This is a genomic window from Actinomadura kijaniata (genome assembly GCF_014138665.1).
GTDB lineage: Bacteria > Actinomycetota > Actinomycetes > Streptosporangiales > Streptosporangiaceae > Spirillospora > Spirillospora kijaniata.
In genome coordinates this window covers 764,781-782,749 of sequence record NZ_JACJIA010000001.1, presented here as the reverse complement: position 1 = coordinate 782,749, position 17,969 = coordinate 764,781, and the positions used below count along the sequence as shown (strand labels likewise).

Here is a 17,969-nt window from a genome sequence, read left to right as displayed (position 1 = left end):
ACATAGGCTGGGGCGCATGGTGGATCCCGGTTCGGTCATCAACGTCATCAAGCAGGCGCGCGAGAAGCGGACCGCGCCCCTGGTGCTGGAACTCGACCTCACCGACGGGCTCGTGGAGACCCCGCCCGCCGATCCCCTCACGGCGGTGCTGGCGATGCGCCGCACCCACCTGCGCGACGTGCTGGACGGGCTGCGCCGCGCCCGCGCCGACAGCCGGGTCCGCGCCGTCGTCGTCAAGGTCACCGGCGGGGTCGGGATGGCGCTGGTCCAGGAGATCCGCGACGCGGTCACCGCCGTGCGCGAGGCGGGCAAGCTCACCGTGGCCTGGACCGAGACGTTCGGCGAGAGCGGGCACGGGACCGTGCCGTACTACCTGGCCACCGCGTTCGAGAAGGTCTGGATGCAGCCGACCGGCGAGGTCGGGCTGACCGGCATGGCGCTGGAGGAGCCGTTCCTGGCCGGGGCGCTGGAGAAGGCCGGCGTCAAGCCGCAGTTCGGCCAGCGCCACGAGTACAAGACCATGGCGAACACCTTCATGCGCAAGGGCTACACGCCCGCGCACGAGGAGTCCTCCCGGCGGCTGGTCGCCTCCTACGTCGAGCAGATCACCGAGGGGATCGCCGCCGCGCGCGGCCTGCCGGTCGAGAAGGTCCGCGAGCTCATGGACCGGGGCCCGCTGCTGGCCGCCGACGCCCTGGAGAACGGCCTGGTCGACCGGCTCGGCTACCGCGACGAGGTCTACGCCGACCTGCGCGAACGGTTCGGGCCGACCGCGCAGCTGAAGTTCGTCACCCGCTACAACCGCTCCCATGGCCTGGCCAGGAAGCTGCCGCAGCCCGGCAGGCAGGACGCGGTCGCGCTCATCAACGGCCAGGGCCCGATCCGCCTCGGCCGGTCCGGGCGCGGCGGCCCGCTGCCCAGCCAGGGCCCGGCGATGGGGTCGGACACGATCGGCGCGGCGTTCCGCGCGGCCGTGCGGGACGACTCGGTCAGGGCGATCGTGTTCCGGGTCAACAGCCCCGGCGGCTCGGCCGTCGCCTCCGACGCGATCTGGCGCGAGGTGAACCTCGCCCGCCGCGCGGGCAAGCCCGTGATCGTGTCGATGGGCAACGTCGCCGCGTCCGGCGGCTACTACGTCGCCATGGCCGCCGACACCATCATCGCGCAGCCCGGCACCCTCACCGGCTCGATCGGCGTGGTCATGGGCAAGCCCGTGATCAGCGGCCTGCTGGACCGGCTCGGCATCGCGATGGGGCACGTCTCCGAGGGCGCGCACGCCCGGATGCTGAGCATGACCAAGGAGTTCGACGAGTCGGAGTGGGAGCGCGTCAACGCCTCCCTCGACGCGATCTACGCCGACTTCACCGCCAAGGTCGCCGAGGGCCGCGGCCTGTCCCCCGAGCAGGTCGACGAGGTCGCCCGCGGCCGGGTGTGGACCGGCGCGGACGCCCGGCGGCACGGCCTGGTGGACGAGCTGGGCGGGCTGGACCGGGCGCTGGAGCTGGCCCGCAAGAAGGCCGGGCTCGCCGCCGACGCGCCGGTCCGGGTGTTCCCGCACTCCTCCCCGCTGGACCGGCTGCGCCCGGCCGAGTCCAGCGAGGACCGCACCGCCGCCACCGCCCGCTTCGACGGCTGGGGCTCGCTGTCGGGGGTGGCCGCCCGCCTCGGCCTGCCCGCCGCCGGCCCGCTGACCCTGCCCGGAAACTGGGAGATCCGCTGAACGCGCAGCCCCTGCCCCCCGGCGACTTCACCGACGCCGTCGCGGGGTTCGCCACCGGCGTGGTGGTGCTGACCGTCCGGGACGGCCGCGACGACCTGGGCACGACCGTCACGTCGTTCATGTCGGTGTCGCTCGAACCGCCGATGGTCCTGGCGGGCGTCGCGGCCGGGTCCTACCTGGCCGAGGTCCTGGACCGCCGGGACCGCTGGGCGGCGACGGTGCTCAGCGCGGGCCAGCGCGCCCTGGCGGGCCGCTTCGCCGCCGAGGGCCGTCCCGGCGCGCGCCTGCTGCTGGCCTCCGAGCCGCACCACCGGGGCCCGCTGTCGGAGGCGCTGATCCCCGACGGCGGGCTGGCGGCCCTGGAGTGCGAGACCCGGCGGCGCATCGACGCGGGCGACCACCGCCTGTACGTGGCCGAGGTCCTGACGGCGGACTACGTCGCCCGCCGCCGCGACCCGCTGATCCGCGTCAACCGCCGCTACGTCTGAGCCGCGGTCAGCGGGCCAGCAGGTCGTCCAGCTCGGAGGCGAACAGCAGCGCGGGGTCGAACCCCATGCCGGTGAAGTGACCGGCGAGCTCCAGGGACAGGACGCCGTGCAGCCGGGTCCAGAAGGCCAGGGCCCGGCGCAGGGCCGCGGGCGGGGCGGGGTGGCCGCCCGCCCAGTCCCGGTGGTCGCGCAGGTGGGCGTCGAACGGCGTGGCGGGGCCGTCCGGGACCGACGCCGCGCAGGCGTCGAGCAGGACCGCCATGATCTCGCTGGAGATGGCCGTGGTGTCGTCGGGCGCCCGGTAGCCGGGCACGGGGGTGCCGTAGACGAGGAAGTACCGCTGGGGGTCCGCCAGGGCCCAGGCGCGCACGGCGTGCGCCAGCCCGGCCAGGTCGGCGCCCGCGGCCGACGCCGAGCGCAGGGTGTCGGCCAGGCCGCGGTAGGCGTCCGCGACCAGCTCGGTGATCAGCTCGTCGCGACCGGCGTAGTAGCGGTAGAGCGCGGGGCCGCTCATGCCCATCTGCTTGGCGATGGCGTTGAGGGAGAGCGCCGACGCCCCCGCCGTGGCGATCTGCTGCCAGGCGCGCTCCTTGATCTCCGCGCGGATCTGGGCGCGGTAGCGCTCGCGCGGGGTCCGCGCGTTCGTCTCCGCCATGCGCCGCCTCCCTCCAGAGCTACACCACCAAGAATTAGTTAGAAGGTATCACGGTCTCTGTTGACGACCCCTCGTCCGCACGGTTATGACTTCTAATGGAAGCGAAAAGATGTAACCGTCCAGTCGAAGGGAACGTCATGACCACCACCTCCCAGCCGCCCGCCCGCGCCGGCCGGCGCGCTCCGCGGGCGGTGACCCTCGCCGCCTGGGCGGTCCCCGTCATGGTCCTCGGCCAGTTCGCCCTGCTGGCGGGCGTTCCGGTCGCGATCGCGCTGGCCGGCGCCCTGCGCCGCACCCGCGACCGGGCGGTCCGCCGGGCGGCCGCGCTGGTGGCCGTCGCGTACGCGATCCCGCTGGCCGTCTGGCTGGCGCGGCCCGACGGCGCGCCGAGCCTGTCCAAGGACATCCACCCCGCGTTCGTCGGGCTGATCGTCACCGCGTCCGCCGTGCTCGTCGTCGCCGCCCACCGGCCGGGCCCCCGCCACCTTCCGGCGCGCTGACGCCACCGCGAAGACCGCCCAGCGACCGACAGGGGGAACCACCATGTCCGGCATCCGCGCCGCCCTGCGCGCGGGCTCGGCGTTCCGGTGGACGGCCCCGGCGCCCGCCACGCCCGCCACCACCCTGGTCATCACCTCGACCGTCGAGCAGCTCGGGCGGCACGCCTGCCTCCGCTGGACCGGCCCCGCCGTCGGCGAGGGACTGCGCGTCGACGGCGTCCACGTGTGGACGTTCACCAAGGTCAGGGGAGGCGTCCTCGTGCCCACCGAGGAAACCCGCACCGGCCCGCAGGTCGACGCCGACGTCCCCCTCGCGACCGAGATCCTCGGCGCGGGCCTCAAAGCATGGCTGAACGACCTGAAGGCCGCCGCCGAAGCCCGCTGAGATCCGCGAAGGCGTCCGGGGACGGACGCCCCTCACCCCCCGCTCCGGAGCGACGCGTCCAGCCGCCGGATCAGTTCCCCGACCCGCCCACCGCCGGGCGGGGCGGCCGGGTAGCGCCGCAGGACGTCCACCACGACGGGAGGCGTGAGCGTCCGCGACTGCGCGATGTGGTCGGCCCCGACCGAGGGGTCGTCCCCGGCGGAGAGTTCGAACGCCCGCGCGGCGTGGGCGGCCGCACCGAGGATGTGCTTGACCTGGGTCGCCTTCGCCAGGGGGTGGAGGTACGCCGCGCCGGCCGCCGCCAGGGCCGCGCGCGCCGCGTCACTCGCCGCGTCCCGCCCCGCGTCCCGGGCCTCCCGGGCCGCCCGGTGCGCCGCCCACGCGTTGTCCCGGATCGCCTTGGACCGCCGGGCCCCCTCCGCGAACGCCCGCGCGACCTCGATCGCGTCCCGGGGGCGCCGGTCGTCGGGGCACGCCCGCTCGAAGATCACCAACGCGGGCCGCGCGCACGCCACCGCGTAGAGGGTGACCTCGCGGAGTTCGGACATGCTGAGCTCGATCGTCGTGGAGTCGTCCGCCATGGGTCGTCCTTCTACACAGGGGCCGCAGTCACTTCGACTGTAACTTTGAACCCCCCGTGTAAGGTTTCGGGCGGATTTCCCCGGTCAGCGAAGGCATACCTTCAAACCGCGGTGACGCTCCCCCGCCCCTGCGCACGGCATGACCGCCCTCCGCGGACGGCTCCACCGCGTCCAATCCGGCGGCGCGGGGACTCCGGACTGGCCGGCGGATCTCGCGTCCGCCGCCGCTACGCTCTGCGGAACGTTCCAGAAGCGAGGAGAGACCATGTCGTTCGCCCTGTCGGTGACCGCCGCCGAGCTGGAGCCGGACACCCTGGACCCGGCCGGCGTCGTCGCGGGCAACCCGGAGGTCTCCACCCTGGTCCTGCACGCCGACGACCGGGTGGAGCGCGGCATCTGGCAGATCACCCCCGGCACGGTCACCGACACCGAGGCCGACGAGATCTTCACGGTGGTCGCGGGCCGCGCCACGATCGAGATCGAGGACGGCCCGACCCTGGAGGTCGGCCCCGGCGACGTGGGGGTCTTCACCGCCGGAGCCCGCACCACCTGGACCGTCCACGAGACCCTGCGCAAGACCTACCAGATCACACTCTGACGCCCGCCTTGAAGACGGCCGCGACCTGCGGCACGCCCGGCCGGTAGGCCAGGTGGACGCGGGAGGGCGCGTCCAGCACGAGGACGTCGGCGCGGGCGCCCTCCCCCAGCCGTCCGACGTCGGTCCGCCGCAGCGCCCGCGCGCCCCCGGCCGTGGCGGCCCACACGGCCTCGTCCGGGGTCATGCGCATGTCCCGCACGGCGACCGCGATGCAGAAGGCCATGCTGGAGCTGTAGCAGGAGCCGGGGTTGCAGTCCGACGCCAGGGCGACGGTGACCCCGGCGTCGATGAGCCGCCGGGCGTCCGGGTAGGGCTGCCGGGTGGAGAACTCGACGCCCGGCAGCAGCGTCGCCACGGTCTCCGAGGAGGCGAGCGCGTCCACGTCGGCGTCGCCGAGGAACGTGCAGTGGTCGGCCGAGGCCGCCCCCAGCTCCACGGCGAGCCGGACGCCCGGCCCCTCGCCGAGCTGGTTGGCGTGCACGCGGGGCAGGAGCCCGGCCTTGATCCCGGCCTGGAGCACCTCGCGCGCCTGGTCGGCGTCGAACGCGCCCCGCTCGCAGAACACGTCGATCCACCGGGCGTGCGGCGCGCAGGCGGCGAGCATCTCCCCCGAGACGAGGCGGACGTACCCCTGCGGGTCGTCGGCGTACTCGGCGGGCACGACGTGCGCCCCGAGGAACGTCACCTCGTCCACGATCTCCGCGGCGATCCGGACGGCGCGTTCCTCCTGCTCGACGTCGAGCCCGTACCCGGACTTGCACTCGACGGTGGTGGTGCCCTGCCGGGCCATCTCGTCGACGAGCCGCCGGACGTTGGCCCGCAGCTCGTCGTCGCCGGCGGCGCGCGTCCTGGCCACGGTCGTCCGGATGCCCCCGGCCTTGTAGGGCTGTCCGCTCATCCGCGCGGCGAACTCCTCGGCGCGCTCCCCCGCGAACACCAGATGGGCGTGCGAGTCCACGAACCCGGGCAGCACGGCGCGCCCGGCGGCGTCGAGGACCTCGTCGGCCTCGGGCGCGTCCGCCGTGGACCCGACCCAGGCGACCGCTCCGCCGTCGAGCACGAGCGCCGCGTCGCGCAGCACCCCGAGCGGCCCCTCCCCGACGCCGGGCTCGTTGGTGACCAGTTCCCCGATGTTCCTGATGAGAGTGCTCACCCGATCAGCATCGCACCGGCGCGGCACGGGCGGGCGCGGCGCGCCACCGCTTCCGTCTCGGGTCCGAGACACCCGGGCGGGCCGCTATCGTCTCCTGCGGAGGCGAGAGGGTGCCTGGTGGCCCCCGCGGTCTTCAAAACCGCAGGTCGCGAGTATCTCGGGACGGCGGGTTCGATTCCCGTTCGCCTCCGCCATCCGCCAAGGCGGCGGCGCGGTCGCCCAGCGCGGCCAGCTCCGCCGCGACCTCCGGCGGGTCCAGCAGGGTGCAGGGCACCGGCAGGAGCAGCAGGCGGTGGGCCAGGCGCCCCGGGGAGTCCGGGGGCGTCGTCAGGCGGCAGGACGCGGCGTCCACCGGTTCCAGGGTCCCCTGCCCCGGGCCCTCCCCGGCGAGCGTCCTGGACGGCCTGGAGGTCACCCTCGACGTCCACCACGCCCTGACCGGCCGTGCCGCGGTGTCCCCCGCCTAGCGCGGCATCCCGTCGCGCAGCGCGGTGGCGACGGCGGTCAGCTCGGGGATCTGGGTGCGGGGGAAGTGGAGGTGGGCGGTGGGCGCGAGCGTGAAGCCGCGGTCCCCGTCGTGGCGCACCGCGACGTCCACCCGCCACGCCTCCGGGCCCCAGCGGGCCGTGACCCGGTCCCGGAACGGCGTCGCCGCCAGCGCGTCCAGGAACGCCAGCGCGTCCGGGCGCGGCATCTTCAGCCACGCGTAGCCGCGGTAGAACGCCGCGAACGCCTCGGTGGCGTGGGCGGGCGCCCGGTCCCCCAGCGCCCGCAGCGCGTCGGCGGCGTCCCCGAGGTCCTGGCAGGATCCCGCCGTGACCCATCCTCCGGCCCAGACGGCGCGCACCAGCGGGACCAGCTCGACGTCGACGTCCACCGCCGTCCCGTCGGGCGCGGTGAGGGGCTCGGTGGGGTGGACGCCGGGCGGTGGTGAGGTCATGGGACGTTCCTACCCCCGGAACGTGCGGCGGTAGGAGCGCGGCGACACCCCCACCGTCTCCCTCATGCGGCGGCGCAGGGAGGCGGCGGTGCCGAGGCCCACGTCCGCGGCGACGCGCTCCACCGGCAGGTCGGTGGTCTCCAGGAGCTGGCGGGCCCGCTCGACGCGCTGGCGCAGCAGCCACCGGGCGGGCGACATCCCGACCTCCTCGCGGAAGCGGCGGGTGAACGTCCGCACGCTCACCGACTCCCGTTCGGCGAGGTCGCGCAGGGAGATCGGCCGGTCCAGGTGACGCAGGGCCCAGGCGCGGGCCGCGCCCGTCGAGGGCGAGCCCGGCTCGGTCACGGGCCGGGGGATGTACTGGGCCTGCCCGCCGTCGCGGTGGGGCGGGACGACGGTGCGGCGGGCCACGTCGTTGGCGACGGCGGCCCCGTGGTCGGTGCGGATCATGTGGAGGCACAGGTCGATCCCGGCGGCCTCCCCCGCCGAGGTCAGCACGTCGCCCTCGTCGGCGTAGAGCACGTCCGGGTCCAGCTTCACCTGCGGGAACAGCCGCCGGAACAGCTCGGCGGACTTCCAGTGCGTGGTCGCCCGCCGCCCGTCCAGCAGCCCGGCCGCCGCCAGCACGAACGCGCCCGTGCAGATCGAGGCGATCCGCGTCCCCGGCCGGACGCGGTCCAGCGCGGCCCGCAGCCGCTCGTCCAGCCGGTCGGTCTCGTCGGCCCCGTGCGCGGCGGGGACGACCACCGTGCGCGCCGCCGCCAGCGCCCCGGGCCCGCGCGGCACCCGCACCGCGAAGTCGGCGTCGGTGCGCACGTCGCCCGGCTCGGGCGTGCAGGTCACCACCTCGTACAGCGGCTCCCCGCCGGTCCGGGCGCTCCCGAAGAGCTGGTGGACGATGCCGAGTTCCAGCGGCATCACCCCCGGGCGCACCAGCACCGCCACCACATGACGCGTCATGCGGTGATCCTTCCGGGCGGGACGCGCCGCAAACCCGCCGCCATCACCGCGGCGACCAGGCACAGCGCCCCGGCCCCGGCCCACATCGGCGTGTACTCCCCGGACGCGTCCCGCACGACGCCCCCGGCCAGCGCCATCATCCCGGCCCCGAGCTGGTGGGCGGCCAGCGTCCAGCCGAACACCACGGCGCCCTCCCGCTCGCCGAACCGCTCCCGCACCGCGCTGAGCGCGATCGTCGGCGGCACGGTCGCGACGTCCAGCACCCCGAACACCACCGCGAACGCCACCAGCGACGGCCGCACCTGCGGCCCCAGCAGCGCGGGCAGCGCCAGCAGCGCCCCGCTCCGCAGCGCGTAGTACCCGGCCAGCAGCCACCGGGGGTCGTACCGGTCGGTCAGCCACCCCGACGCGACGGTCCCCGCGACGTTGCACACCCCGATCACGCTCAGCACCGACGCCGCCGCCGGGGCCGCCATCCCGTGGTCCCCGGCCGCCGCGACGAAGTGCGTCCACATGACGCCGTTGGTGGACATCCCGCAGATCGCGAACGTGCCCGCCAGCAGCCAGAACGTCCGCGTCCGCGCCGCGCTCCGCAGCACCGACGCCGCGCCCGGCCGCGCCCCGCCACCGTGCCCGCCGGGCGGGTCGCGCAGCACGAACCCGGCGAGCGGCAGCACGGCCAGCGCCGCGACCGCGACGGCCCCGACCCCGGCGCGCCACTGCGTCCGCTCCACCACCCCGGCGACCAGCGGCAGGAACCCGAACTGCCCGACCACCCCGGCCGCCGTCAGCACGCCCATGGCCAGGCCGCGCCGCCGCTGCACCCACCGGTGCGCGACGACGGCGGCGAACGTCCCGCCCAGCGCGCCCGTGCCGAGCCCGGCCAGCACGCCCCAGCACAGGACGTACTGCCAGGCCGCCGTCATGAACGCGCTCAGCCCCGCGCCCGCCGCGAGCCCGGCCAGCGCGGCCGTCGCGACCGGGCGCGGCCCGAACCGCTCGGTCAGCGCGGCGGCGAACGGCGCGACGAGCCCGTTGAGGGCCATGCTCGCCCACATGGCGGCCCCGGCGGTGCCGTGCGACCAGCCGAACTCGTGGTGCAGCGGCCCGACCAGCAGCCCCGGCACGGTGCTGAACGCCCCGGCCGCCACGATCACCGCCGCCGCGACGGCCACCACGGCCCCGACCGGCCGCGTCCCCTTCCCGGTCCTCCGAACGTCGGTCTCGATCATGAAACCGAGCCTGCGCCACCCCCGCCCCGGCCACGAGACGCGTCCGGGCCGCGAACCGCGCACTTCGGGTCAGGCCGCCCCGATCAGGCCGGGGGCGTCTCCTCCTCGGAGGTCACGGCCTCGATCGCGTCCCGCAGCGCGCCCGGAACGTCGGCGACCAGCAGGTGCCGCCCGTCGCGCACCACCTCGCGGCCCGACACGACCACGTGGCGCACGTCGGCGTTGGTCGCGGCGAACACCGCCGCCTCGGCCGCGTACCCGGGGGCGGCCCCGGCGGTGCGGACCGTGTCCATCGCCACCGTCACCAGGTCCGCGTACGCGCCCGGCTCCAGCCTTCCGGCCTCGGGCCAGCCCAGGCTGTGGTGGCCGTTCCAGGTGGCGGCGGCCAGCAGCGCGCCGGCCGTCCAGTGGCCCCGCCGCCGCGTGCGGAGGCGTTCGTCCAGCTCGACGGCGCGGGCCTCCTCGAACAGGTCGATCACCGCGTGCTGGTCCGAGCCCAGGCACACCGGGGACCCGGCGTCGCACAGCGCGCGGGCCGGGCCGATGCCGTCGGCCAGGTCCCGTTCGGTGGTCGGGCACATGCAGACACCCGTCATCGTCGCGCCCAGCAGCCCGATGTCGGCCTCGCTGAGGTGGGTGGCGTGCACGGCGGTCGTGAGCGCCCCCAGCGCCCCGCACTCGGCCAGCAGCCGGGTCGGGGACATGCCGTAGCGCGCCTCGCACGCCTCGTTCTCGGCGGGCTGCTCCGACAGGTGGACGTGCAGCGGGGCCTGGCGCTCCTTGGCCCAGGACGCGACCGCGCTCATCTGCTCGCGCGGCACCGCCCGCACCGAGTGGATCGCCGCGCCGATCCGGGCGTGCAGCCGCCCGGCCTTGTCGCTCTGCTCGCGCAGGCTGTCCACGCGCCGCGCCCAGTTCCCGGCGGTGCCGTCGCCGAACCGGAGCTGCGGGCCCTCCAGCGGCGTGCCGATGCCGCCCATCAGGTAGCAGGTGTCCAGCAGCGTGATCCGGACGCCCGCGTCGGCGGCGGCGGCGATCAGCGCCTCGCCCATCGCGTTCGGGTCGTCGTAGGGCTCGCCGCCCGGCCGGTGGTGCAGGTAGTGGAACTCCCCCACGCAGGAGATCCCGGCCAGCGCCATCTCCGCGTACACGGCCGTGGCCAGCGCCCGGTAGGAGTCGGGATCGAGACGGTCGGCGACCCGGTACATGGTCTCGCGCCAGGTCCAGAACGTGCCGCTGCCCGCCTGGACCCGGCCGCGCAGGGCGCGGTGGAAGGCGTGTGAATGGGCGTTCGCCAGGCCCGGCAGGGTGAGGCCGGGCAGGCGCGGGGCGTCCGGGGGGGCCGGGACGCCGGGGGTGATGGTGGTGAAACGCTCGCCGTCGGCCTCGATGAGCACATCGGCGGCCACTCCGTCTCCGAGCCAGGCGAGCTCGGCGTGCCAACGCATATCAGTCCCCTACCCGCGCGCCAGGTCTTTGAGTACCGCCGCGAGGGCCCGGACTCCCGCGAGGCAGTCGTCGCGTTCGGCGGACTCGGCCGGGGCGTGCGACACGCCCGTCGGGTTCCGCACGAACAGCATCGCCGTCGGCACCCGCGCCGACAGGATGCCCGCGTCGTGCCCGGCACCGGTCGGCAGCACCGGGGCGCCGCCCAGCACTGTGACGATCCGGTCGCGCAGCGCGGTGGTGAAGTCGACGATCTCGGTGTAGGACTCCTCGGCCAGCGTGACGGCCACCCGGTGGTCGGCCCCGGCCCGCAGCGCCGCCTCGTGCACGTCCCGCACGGTCGCCCGCACCGCCGCGTCGTCGGGCCCCCGGCTGTCCAGCCAGGCCGTGACCAGCGACGGGATGGCGTTCACGCCGCCCGGCACGATGTGGACCTTGCCGACGGTCGCGACGCTGTCGTGCCGCCGCGCGGCCTCCCGCGCCGCCAGGACGGCGTGGGCGAACGGCAGCATCGGGTCGCGCCGGTCCCGCAGCAGCGTGGTCCCGGCGTGGTTGCCCTCCCCGGCGAAGTCCAGCCGCCACCGCCCGTGCGGGATGATCGCGCTGGCGACGCCGACCGGGACCTCCAGCGCCCGGCCCTGCTCCACGTGCAGCTCGACGTAGCAGCCGATCCGCCCGAGCAGGTCCTCGTCGGGGCCGATCCGGTCCGGGTCCAGGTCGTGCGCGGCGACGACGTCGGCGAACGCGCGCCCGTCCCCGTCGGTCAGCGATCGCGCCCGCGCCGGGTCGATCGCCCCGGCCAGCAGCCGCGACCCCAGGCACGCCACGCCGAACCGGGCGCCCTCCTCCTCGGCGAACGCCGCGATCCCGACCGGCCGTCCCGGCGCGAACCCCTCGGCCCGCAGCGCGTCCACGGCCGCGAACGCCGACACGACGCCCAGCGGCCCGTCGAACGCGCCGCCGCCCGGCACCGAGTCCAGATGGCTGCCGGTCAGCACCGCGTCGCCGCGTTCCCCGCTCTCGGGCAGCCACCAGGCGAACAGGTTGCCGTTGGCGTCGCGCTCGACCTCCAGGTCCCGGGCGCGGGCCTCGTCGAGGAACCAGGCGCGGCACTCCAGCTCCGGCCCCGTCCACGCGAACCGGTCGTAGCCGCCGTCGGGGCGCCGCCCGACCGGCTCCAGCGCGGCCCACATCTCCTCGAAACTCAACCGGTCTCCTCTCGTCACGGCGCGGCGTGCCGCCCCCGGCAGGGAACGGCACGCCGCGCCGCGGGCGTCGCGCGGGCTCAGGACTCCAGCATCGGGATGTTGACGCCGCGCTCGCGGGCCACGTCCCGGGCGATGTCGTAGCCCGCGTCCACGTGGCGCATGACGCCGGTGCCCGGGTCGTTGGTGAGGACGCGCTCCAGCTTCCGCGCCGACAGCTCGGTGCCGTCCACCAGGCACACCTGCCCGGCGTGGATGGAGCGGCCGATGCCGACGCCGCCGCCGTGGTGGATGGACACCCACGTCGCGCCGGAGGCGGTGTTGAGCATGGCGTTGAGCAGCGGCCAGTCGGCGACGGCGTCGGAGCCGTCGGCCATGCCCTCGGTCTCGCGGTAGGGGGAGGCGACCGAGCCGGAGTCCAGGTGGTCGCGGCCCAGCACCAGCGGGGCGCTGATCTCGCCGCGCGCCACCAGGTCGTTGAACACGGCCCCGGCCTTGTCGCGCTCGCCGTAGCCGAGCCAGCAGATCCGCGACGGCAGGCCCTGGAAGTGGACCTTCTCGCCCGCCATGCGGATCCAGCGGGTCAGCGGCTCGTTGTCGGGGAACAGGTCCAGGATCGCCTGGTCGGTGCGGGCGATGTCCCGGGGGTCGCCCGACAGCGCGGCCCAGCGGAACGGGCCCTTGCCCTCGCAGAACAGCGGCCGGATGTAGGCGGGCACGAAGCCGGGGAACGCGAACGCCCGGTCGTACCCGGCGAGCTGCGCCTCGCCGCGGATGGAGTTGCCGTAGTCGAACACCTCGGCCCCGGCGTCCATGAACCCGACCATGGCCTCCACGTGCCTGGCCATCGACTGGCGGGCGCGCTCGGTGAAGCCCTGCGGGTCCTTGTCGCGCTCGGCCTGCCAGTCCTCGAACGCCACGCCCGACGGCAGGTAGGCCAGCGGGTCGTGGGCGCTGGTCTGGTCGGTGACGATGTCGATGGGCGCGCCCCGGCGCAGCAGCTCGGGGACCAGGTCGGCGGCGTTGCCGAGCAGGCCGATCGACAGCGGCTCCCGCCTCACCCTGGCCTCCTCGGCCAGCCGCAGCGCCTCGTCGAGGGAGTCGGTGCTGGTGTCGCAGTAGCGGTGCTGGACGCGGCGCTCGATGCGGGAGGGGTCGCACTCGATGCAGATCGCGACGCCGCCGTTCATGGTGACCGCGAGCGGCTGGGCGCCGCCCATGCCGCCGAGCCCGGCGGTCAGCGTGATGGTCCCGGCGAGGCTGCCGCCGAACCGCTTGGCCGCCACCGCCGCGAACGTCTCGTAGGTCCCCTGCAGGATGCCCTGCGTGCCGATGTAGATCCACGAACCGGCGGTCATCTGCCCGTACATGGTGAGGCCCTCGGCCTCCAGCCGCCGGAACTCGTCCCAGTTCGCCCACTGCGGGACCAGGTTGGAGTTGGCGATCAGCACGCGCGGCGCCCACTCGTGGGTGCGGAAGATCCCGACCGGCTTGCCGGACTGCACCAGCAGCGTCTCGTCGCCCTCCAGGTCGGTCAGGGACCGCACGATCGCGTCGTAGGAGTTCCAGTTGCGGGCGGCGCGGCCGGTGCCGCCGTAGACGACCAGCTCGTCGGGGTGCTCGGCGACCTCGGGGTCGAGGTTGTTCATGAGCATGCGCAGGGCGGCCTCCTGGCCCCAGCCCTTGGCGGTCGGCTCGGTGCCGCGCGGCGCGCGGACGGGACGGGGTCCGGACATGTCGGGTGCTCCTCGGGGTCGAGTGGGATCAGGAGAGCGGTCCGGTGACCGCTTCGGCGGCGGCGACCAGGGACCCGTCGCGGACCAGTTCGGCCGCGGCGGCGATCTCCGGCGCCAGGTAGCGGTCGGGGCCGGGGCCCGGGACGCGTTCGCGCAGCCGGGCGACGACCGCGCCGGTGGCGGGGCCGGGCCGCAGCGGCGCGCGCAGGTCCAGGGCGCGCGCGGCGGTGAGGATCTCGACGGCGACGACCTGGGCCAGGCCGTTGACGGCGTCGCGGAGCTTGCGCGCCGCGTTCCAGCCCATGGAGACGTGGTCCTCCTGCATCGCCGAGGACGGGATGGAGTCGGCGGAGGCGGGGGCGGCCAGCCGCTTGAGCTCCGACACGATCGCGGCCTGCGTGTACTGGGCGATCATGTGGCCGGAGTCCACGCCCGGGTCGTCGGCCAGGAACGGCGGCAGCCCGAACGAGCGGGCCTTGTCGAGCATCCGGTCGGTGCGGCGCTCGCTCATGGACGCGACGTCGGCGACCGGGATCGCGAGGAAGTCCAGCACGTAGGCGACGGGGGCGCCGTGGAAGTTGCCGTTGGACTCCACGCGCCCGTCCGGCAGCACCACGGGGTTGTCGACGGCCGAGGCCAGCTCGCGCCCGGCCACCAGCTCGGCGTGGGCCAGGGTGTCGCGGGCGGCGCCGTTCACCTGCGGGGCGCACCGCAGCGAGTAGGCGTCCTGCACGCGGGTGCAGTCGGGGCCCCGGTGCGACTCCATGATCGACGAGTCGGCGAGCAGGGCCCGCAGGTTGGCGGCGGAGGCGGCCTGGCCGGGGTGCGGCCGCAGCTCCTGGAGGTCGGCGGCGAAGACCCGGTCGGTCCCGAGCAGCGCCTCGACGGTCATGGCGGCGGCGAGGTCGGCGGCCTTGAACAGCTCCCGCAGGTCCCGGATGGCCAGCACCAGCATGCCGAGCATGCCGTCGGTGCCGTTGAGGAGGGCCAGCCCCTCCTTCTCGGCCAGGGCGACGGGGGCGAGCCCGGCCTCCGCCAGCGCCTCGGCGGTGTCGCGCAGCTCGCCCTTGGCGTCCCGGACCTTGCCCTCGCCGATCAGCGCCAGCGCGACGTGCGCCAGCGGGGCCAGGTCGCCCGAGCAGCCGAGGCTGCCGTGCTCGTGGACGATCGGGGTGATCCCGGCGTTGAGCAGGGCGGCCAGCGCCCGCGCGGTGGTGGGCTGCACGCCCGTCCGCCCGGTCGCCAGGGTGCCGAGCCGCAGCAGCATCAGGGCGCGGACGACCTCGCGCTCGACCTCGGGGCCGGATCCGGCCGCGTGCGAGCGCACGATGTTGAGCTGGAGCTTGGCGCGCAGCTCGGGCGCGATGTGCCGGGTGGCCAGCGCCCCGAAGCCGGTCGACACCCCGTAGACCGGGGTGGACCGTCCCGCCATCTCGTCGATGTGCGCCCGCGACGCCGCCATGGCCGCCAGCGCCTCGTCGGTCAGCGTGACCCGGGCCTCGTCCCGGGCGACCGCCACGACCTGGTCAAAGGTCAGCGGTTCCGGTCCGACCAGGATGTTCTTGTCCCCCATGCCGAAACTCATACCCACCATTGCACCGCCCCGAGCTGCCCCCGGCGAGGGCCCGCCGCCTCGATGTGTCTCGGATACGAGACAATGAGGACATGAGCCAGGTACCGGCCGCCCGCCGCACCCTCGCGGTCCTCCGCCTGCTGGCGGCCTCGGCGGGCCCGCTGCCCGCCTCGACGATCGCCCGCGAGCTCGGCCTGCCCCGCTCCTCGGCCTACCACCTGCTGGCGGCGATGGCCGAGGACGGCTTCGTGTCGTACCTGCCCGAGGAGCGCCGCTGGGGGCTGGGCGTGGCGGCGTTCGAGATCGGCTCGGCCTACCTGCGCCACGGCCCGCTGGAACGCCTGGCCCGCCCGCTGCTGCGCCGCCTGGTGGACCGCACCGGCGAGATCACCCAGCTCGGGGTGCTGCACGGCGCCGAGACCCTCTACCTGCTGAAGGAGCAGCCCCGCCGGCACGCCACCCTGATCACCGACGTGGGCGTCCGCATGCCCGCCCAGCTCACCGCCAGCGGCCGCTCGATGCTGGCCCAGCTCCCGCCGGCGCAGGTGAGGGCGCTGTTCCCGGGCCCGTTCGTGGAACGCACCGGCCAGGGCCCGCGCACCCTGCGCGACCTGCGCCGGATCCTGGCCGAGGACGCCCGCCGCGGCTGGGCGGTCGAGGACGGCCACATCACCGAGGGCTTCGCCAGCATCGCGGCGTGCTCGTTCGACCACACGGGCCACCCGACGGCGGCGATCACCGTGACGTTCCGGCGCGAGACCCGCCCGGAGGACACCTGGCCCGTCCTGGCGGCCCAGATCCGCTCCACCGCCGCGGACCTGACCACCCGCCTGGGCGGCCACGCGCCCCGCTCCCCGGACCGGAGCACTGGCACAATGCCGTGACCTACCGAAGGAGTATCCGTGGTCCTGCGTGTGACGCCCGGCCGTGCGGCGGAATGGCTGGTGTTCGCCGCCCTGTTCGTGCTCTGGGGCGCGTACGACTTCGCGACGGGCGACAGGGGCCCGGTGTTGGTGATCAGCGATGTGGCGCTGGTGACCGCGTTCGTCACGATGTACTTCCTGGACCGGCGGCGCGGGATCGCGGTGACCGCGGAGGGGCTGAGGATCCAGGGGTTCCTGCGCGCCGAGCCGATCGGGTGGTCGCGGGTGTCGGGCCTGGAGCTGAGCGACGCCACCCGCCAGCGCAGGGTACGCCTCCACCTCACCGACGGCACCGTGCGCGGCCTCCCCGCGCCGCAGGACGGCCGCGGCCCGCTCCAGCGGGACCGCGCGTTCGACGAGAAGGTCGCCCGGCTCAAGGCGAAGGTGGCCGAGCACACCGCCGGGGAGCCCCAGCCGACCCCGTGACCGTCAGTCGTCCTGCGCCCAGGCGGCCACCGGGAGCGAGAGGTAGATCCCGAAGTCGCGCAGGCCGGTCGCCTCGCTGATGTCCTCGTGCAGCCGGTCGACGCGTTCCTGCCGGTCGGCGGCCCGGCTCTCGAACCACTTGGACCGCACCTCGATCACCACGTCCAGCCCGCTCCGGTCCAACGGCCCCAGCGGCCGGAACCGGATCTCCACGTCACCGGGCCGCAGGTCGCCGTCGTAGGGCTCCTCGGGACACTCCACGGCCACCGACACCAGATGCGGCAGCACCGACGCGAGCCGCCGGAGCTGGGGTTCGGGGACACGCGGAGCGTAGGTGACATCGACGAGCGGCATGTTGATCAATTTAGCGCCGTCCGGAACAACGGAGATCACCCCTGACACGAGGCCGTATATCCGGACGCATATCAACGAGTGATCCATATGGGTATTGGACGCCCGCCCGCCGTTTCTGATCTTCTGAGGCGCATGACACAGCACCTCCGGCTGCGACTGGGCGTCGCGGCCCTGACCACCTCCGCGCTGCTCGGAGGCGTCGCCTACGCGGCGGGCGCCGCCCCGGGCGGGACGGGCGCCTCCCCCGTCGCCGCGACCAGCGGCACCGACCTGACCAAGGCCCTCCAGGAGCTGGAGCAGTCCTACAACGGGCGCATCGGCGCGGTGGGCATCGACCTGGCGACCGGCAGGACCGTCGGCCACCGGGCCGACGAGCGCTTCCCGTTCAACTCGATGTTCAAGGTGTTCGCGTGCTCCGCCGTGATGGAGAAGGCGCGCACCGACCGTCCCGGCCTGATGGACAAGGTCATCCGCTGGAAGCCCGCCGACATGGCCGGGCTGACCGAGAACTCCCCCGAGACGAAGGAGTACACCGACACCGGCATGACCCCCGCGCAGCTGTGCCGCGCCGGGATCACCAAGTCCGACGGGTTCGCGGGCAACACGCTGCTGAAGCAGATCGGCGGGCCGCGCGGGCTGACCGCGTTCTTCCGCGCCACCGGCGACCGCACGAGCCGCCTGGACCGCCCGGAGCCCTACCTGACCGAGTGGCAGCCCGGCGAGGAGCGCGACACCACCACCCCCGCGGCGGCCGCGCGGACGTTCACCAAGCTCACCACCGGCAAGGTCCTGCACCCCCACGACCGGGAACGGCTGCTCGGCTGGCTGAAGGCCAGCCTCGCCGGCGCCGACCGCATCCGGGCGGGCCTGCCCAAGGAGTGGACGGTCGGCAACAAGAGCGGCACCGGCGGCGCGCGCAACCACGGCACCGCCAACGACATGGCGATCGCCTGGCCGCCCGGAGCGAAGGCGCCGATCATCCTGGCGATCTTCACCAACCGCACCACCGACGACACCCCGCACGACGCCAAGGTGATCCAGTCCACCGCGACCGCCCTGGCCAAGGCCCTCGGCAAGCTCTGAGCAGGCCGCGC

Annotated in this window: 19 protein-coding genes and 1 tRNA gene; 9 read left to right on the top strand and 11 right to left on the bottom strand. The window is 75.0% G+C overall.

Features of this window, described 5'->3' with window-relative positions:
• Positions 1-16: 16 nt before the first annotated feature.
• Both sppA and HNR61_RS03740 read left to right on the top strand, forming a co-directional pair.
• Entirely contained in the window at positions 17-1,720 is a 1,704-nt protein-coding gene (gene sppA / locus HNR61_RS03745) for a signal peptide peptidase SppA (protein WP_182841653.1), read from the top strand.
• Positions 1,705-2,208, top strand: a complete 504-nt coding sequence (locus HNR61_RS03740) for a flavin reductase family protein (protein WP_220509014.1) — start codon at positions 1,705-1,707, stop codon at positions 2,206-2,208. Before sppA ends, HNR61_RS03740 begins: the two co-directional genes overlap by 16 nt.
• 7 nt (positions 2,209-2,215) lie before the next feature.
• Here HNR61_RS03740 and HNR61_RS03735 read toward each other — a convergent pair whose 3' ends face one another.
• Positions 2,216-2,863: a TetR/AcrR family transcriptional regulator gene (locus HNR61_RS03735; protein ID WP_182841651.1), complete on the bottom strand. Its 648-nt coding sequence runs from the start codon at positions 2,861-2,863 to the stop codon at positions 2,216-2,218.
• 137 nt (positions 2,864-3,000) lie between these two features.
• Here HNR61_RS03735 and HNR61_RS03730 point away from each other — a divergent pair, with 137 nt between their 5' ends.
• Both HNR61_RS03730 and HNR61_RS03725 read left to right on the top strand, forming a co-directional pair.
• Positions 3,001-3,363 carry a hypothetical protein gene (locus HNR61_RS03730; RefSeq protein WP_182841650.1) on the top strand — a complete coding sequence of 121 codons (363 nt, stop codon included), beginning with the start codon at positions 3,001-3,003 and terminating at the stop codon, positions 3,361-3,363.
• Positions 3,364-3,406: 43 nt separating this feature from the next.
• Positions 3,407-3,748 carry an SRPBCC family protein gene (locus tag HNR61_RS03725; protein ID WP_220508879.1) on the top strand — a complete coding sequence of 114 codons (342 nt, stop codon included), beginning with the start codon at positions 3,407-3,409 and terminating at the stop codon, positions 3,746-3,748.
• Between the two features lie 32 nt (positions 3,749-3,780).
• On the opposite strand, the gene HNR61_RS03720 is transcribed toward HNR61_RS03725, so the two are convergent.
• Positions 3,781-4,329 (bottom strand): putative immunity protein, encoded by a 549-nt coding sequence (locus HNR61_RS03720; protein WP_182841649.1) that lies wholly within the window; start codon positions 4,327-4,329, stop codon positions 3,781-3,783.
• 265 nt (positions 4,330-4,594) lie between these two features.
• On the opposite strand from HNR61_RS03720, the gene HNR61_RS03715 reads away from it, so the two are divergent.
• Positions 4,595-4,927, top strand: coding sequence for a cupin domain-containing protein (locus HNR61_RS03715; RefSeq protein WP_182841648.1), 333 nt, complete (start codon positions 4,595-4,597; stop codon positions 4,925-4,927).
• Here HNR61_RS03715 and hutI read toward each other — a convergent pair.
• Positions 4,917-6,080: an imidazolonepropionase gene (gene hutI, locus HNR61_RS03710; RefSeq protein ID WP_182841647.1), complete on the bottom strand. Its 1,164-nt coding sequence runs from the start codon at positions 6,078-6,080 to the stop codon at positions 4,917-4,919. The two genes, HNR61_RS03715 and hutI, sit on opposite strands and share 11 nt — an antisense overlap.
• 98 nt (positions 6,081-6,178) lie before the next feature.
• Between hutI and HNR61_RS03705 the strand changes: the two genes are divergently transcribed.
• Positions 6,179-6,274, top strand: a tRNA-Sec gene (locus HNR61_RS03705).
• 269 nt (positions 6,275-6,543) lie between these two features.
• On the opposite strand, the gene HNR61_RS03700 is transcribed toward HNR61_RS03705, so the two are convergent.
• From HNR61_RS03700 to hutH, 7 genes are all read right to left on the bottom strand, one after another.
• Complete coding sequence (locus tag HNR61_RS03700; protein ID WP_182841646.1) at positions 6,544-7,020, bottom strand: hypothetical protein; 477 nt, start codon at positions 7,018-7,020, stop codon at positions 6,544-6,546.
• A gap of 9 nt (positions 7,021-7,029) precedes the next feature.
• A complete protein-coding gene (locus tag HNR61_RS03695; RefSeq protein ID WP_182841645.1) occupies positions 7,030-7,980 on the bottom strand; it encodes a GlxA family transcriptional regulator in 951 nt (316 codons plus the stop codon).
• Positions 7,977-9,212, bottom strand: coding sequence for an MFS transporter (locus tag HNR61_RS03690; protein WP_182841644.1), 1,236 nt, complete (start codon positions 9,210-9,212; stop codon positions 7,977-7,979). The genes HNR61_RS03695 and HNR61_RS03690 overlap by 4 nt, the downstream gene beginning before the upstream one ends.
• A gap of 83 nt (positions 9,213-9,295) precedes the next feature.
• Positions 9,296-10,660: a formimidoylglutamate deiminase gene (locus HNR61_RS03685; protein WP_182841643.1), complete on the bottom strand. Its 1,365-nt coding sequence runs from the start codon at positions 10,658-10,660 to the stop codon at positions 9,296-9,298.
• A 9-nt stretch (positions 10,661-10,669) separates the two neighbouring features.
• The gene (locus HNR61_RS03680; RefSeq protein WP_220508878.1) at positions 10,670-11,866 is read right to left on the bottom strand and encodes an allantoate amidohydrolase; all 1,197 of its coding nucleotides are present in this window, start codon (positions 11,864-11,866) and stop codon (positions 10,670-10,672) included.
• A 77-nt stretch (positions 11,867-11,943) separates the two neighbouring features.
• Entirely contained in the window at positions 11,944-13,599 is a 1,656-nt protein-coding gene (hutU, locus tag HNR61_RS03675) for a urocanate hydratase (protein ID WP_182841642.1), read from the bottom strand.
• Positions 13,600-13,627: 28 nt separating this feature from the next.
• Positions 13,628-15,172, bottom strand: a complete 1,545-nt coding sequence (gene hutH / locus HNR61_RS03670) for a histidine ammonia-lyase (protein ID WP_182842273.1) — start codon at positions 15,170-15,172, stop codon at positions 13,628-13,630.
• A 92-nt stretch (positions 15,173-15,264) separates the two neighbouring features.
• Here hutH and HNR61_RS03665 point away from each other — a divergent pair, with 92 nt between their 5' ends.
• Positions 15,265-16,056, top strand: coding sequence for an IclR family transcriptional regulator (locus HNR61_RS03665; RefSeq protein ID WP_182841641.1), 792 nt, complete (start codon positions 15,265-15,267; stop codon positions 16,054-16,056).
• 18 nt (positions 16,057-16,074) lie between these two features.
• The gene (locus HNR61_RS03660) at positions 16,075-16,521 is read left to right on the top strand and encodes a PH domain-containing protein (protein ID WP_182841640.1); all 447 of its coding nucleotides are present in this window, start codon (positions 16,075-16,077) and stop codon (positions 16,519-16,521) included.
• A 3-nt stretch (positions 16,522-16,524) separates the two neighbouring features.
• Here the strand turns inward: HNR61_RS03660 and HNR61_RS03655 are convergent, their stop codons facing one another.
• The gene (locus tag HNR61_RS03655; RefSeq protein ID WP_182841639.1) at positions 16,525-16,875 is read right to left on the bottom strand and encodes a hypothetical protein; all 351 of its coding nucleotides are present in this window, start codon (positions 16,873-16,875) and stop codon (positions 16,525-16,527) included.
• Between the two features lie 132 nt (positions 16,876-17,007).
• On the opposite strand from HNR61_RS03655, the gene bla reads away from it, so the two are divergent.
• The gene (bla, locus tag HNR61_RS03650; RefSeq protein WP_182841638.1) at positions 17,008-17,958 is read left to right on the top strand and encodes a class A beta-lactamase; all 951 of its coding nucleotides are present in this window, start codon (positions 17,008-17,010) and stop codon (positions 17,956-17,958) included.
• Positions 17,959-17,969: the final 11 nt, after the last annotated feature.

Excerpts from the sequence above, each read along its gene's own strand:
- HNR61_RS03655 (WP_182841639.1), bottom strand. The coding sequence starts at position 16,875 with ATGCCGCTCGTCGATGTCACCTACGCTCCGCGTGTCCCCGAACCCCAG.
- HNR61_RS03700 (WP_182841646.1), bottom strand. The coding sequence starts at position 7,020 with ATGACCTCACCACCGCCCGGCGTCCACCCCACCGAGCCCCTCACCGCG.
- hutH (WP_182842273.1), bottom strand. The coding sequence starts at position 15,172 with ATGGGGGACAAGAACATCCTGGTCGGACCGGAACCGCTGACCTTTGAC.
- HNR61_RS03690 (WP_182841644.1), bottom strand. The coding sequence starts at position 9,212 with ATGATCGAGACCGACGTTCGGAGGACCGGGAAGGGGACGCGGCCGGTC.
- HNR61_RS03685 (WP_182841643.1), bottom strand. The coding sequence starts at position 10,660 with ATGCGTTGGCACGCCGAGCTCGCCTGGCTCGGAGACGGAGTGGCCGCC.
- hutU (WP_182841642.1), bottom strand. The coding sequence starts at position 13,599 with ATGTCCGGACCCCGTCCCGTCCGCGCGCCGCGCGGCACCGAGCCGACC.
- HNR61_RS03725 (WP_220508879.1), top strand. The coding sequence starts at position 3,407 with ATGTCCGGCATCCGCGCCGCCCTGCGCGCGGGCTCGGCGTTCCGGTGG.
- HNR61_RS03720 (WP_182841649.1), bottom strand. The coding sequence starts at position 4,329 with ATGGCGGACGACTCCACGACGATCGAGCTCAGCATGTCCGAACTCCGC.
- HNR61_RS03735 (WP_182841651.1), bottom strand. The coding sequence starts at position 2,863 with ATGGCGGAGACGAACGCGCGGACCCCGCGCGAGCGCTACCGCGCCCAG.
- sppA (WP_182841653.1), top strand. The coding sequence starts at position 17 with ATGGTGGATCCCGGTTCGGTCATCAACGTCATCAAGCAGGCGCGCGAG.
- HNR61_RS03715 (WP_182841648.1), top strand. The coding sequence starts at position 4,595 with ATGTCGTTCGCCCTGTCGGTGACCGCCGCCGAGCTGGAGCCGGACACC.
- bla (WP_182841638.1), top strand. The coding sequence starts at position 17,008 with ATGACACAGCACCTCCGGCTGCGACTGGGCGTCGCGGCCCTGACCACC.
- HNR61_RS03695 (WP_182841645.1), bottom strand. The coding sequence starts at position 7,980 with ATGACGCGTCATGTGGTGGCGGTGCTGGTGCGCCCGGGGGTGATGCCG.
- HNR61_RS03730 (WP_182841650.1), top strand. The coding sequence starts at position 3,001 with ATGACCACCACCTCCCAGCCGCCCGCCCGCGCCGGCCGGCGCGCTCCG.
- HNR61_RS03665 (WP_182841641.1), top strand. The coding sequence starts at position 15,265 with ATGAGCCAGGTACCGGCCGCCCGCCGCACCCTCGCGGTCCTCCGCCTG.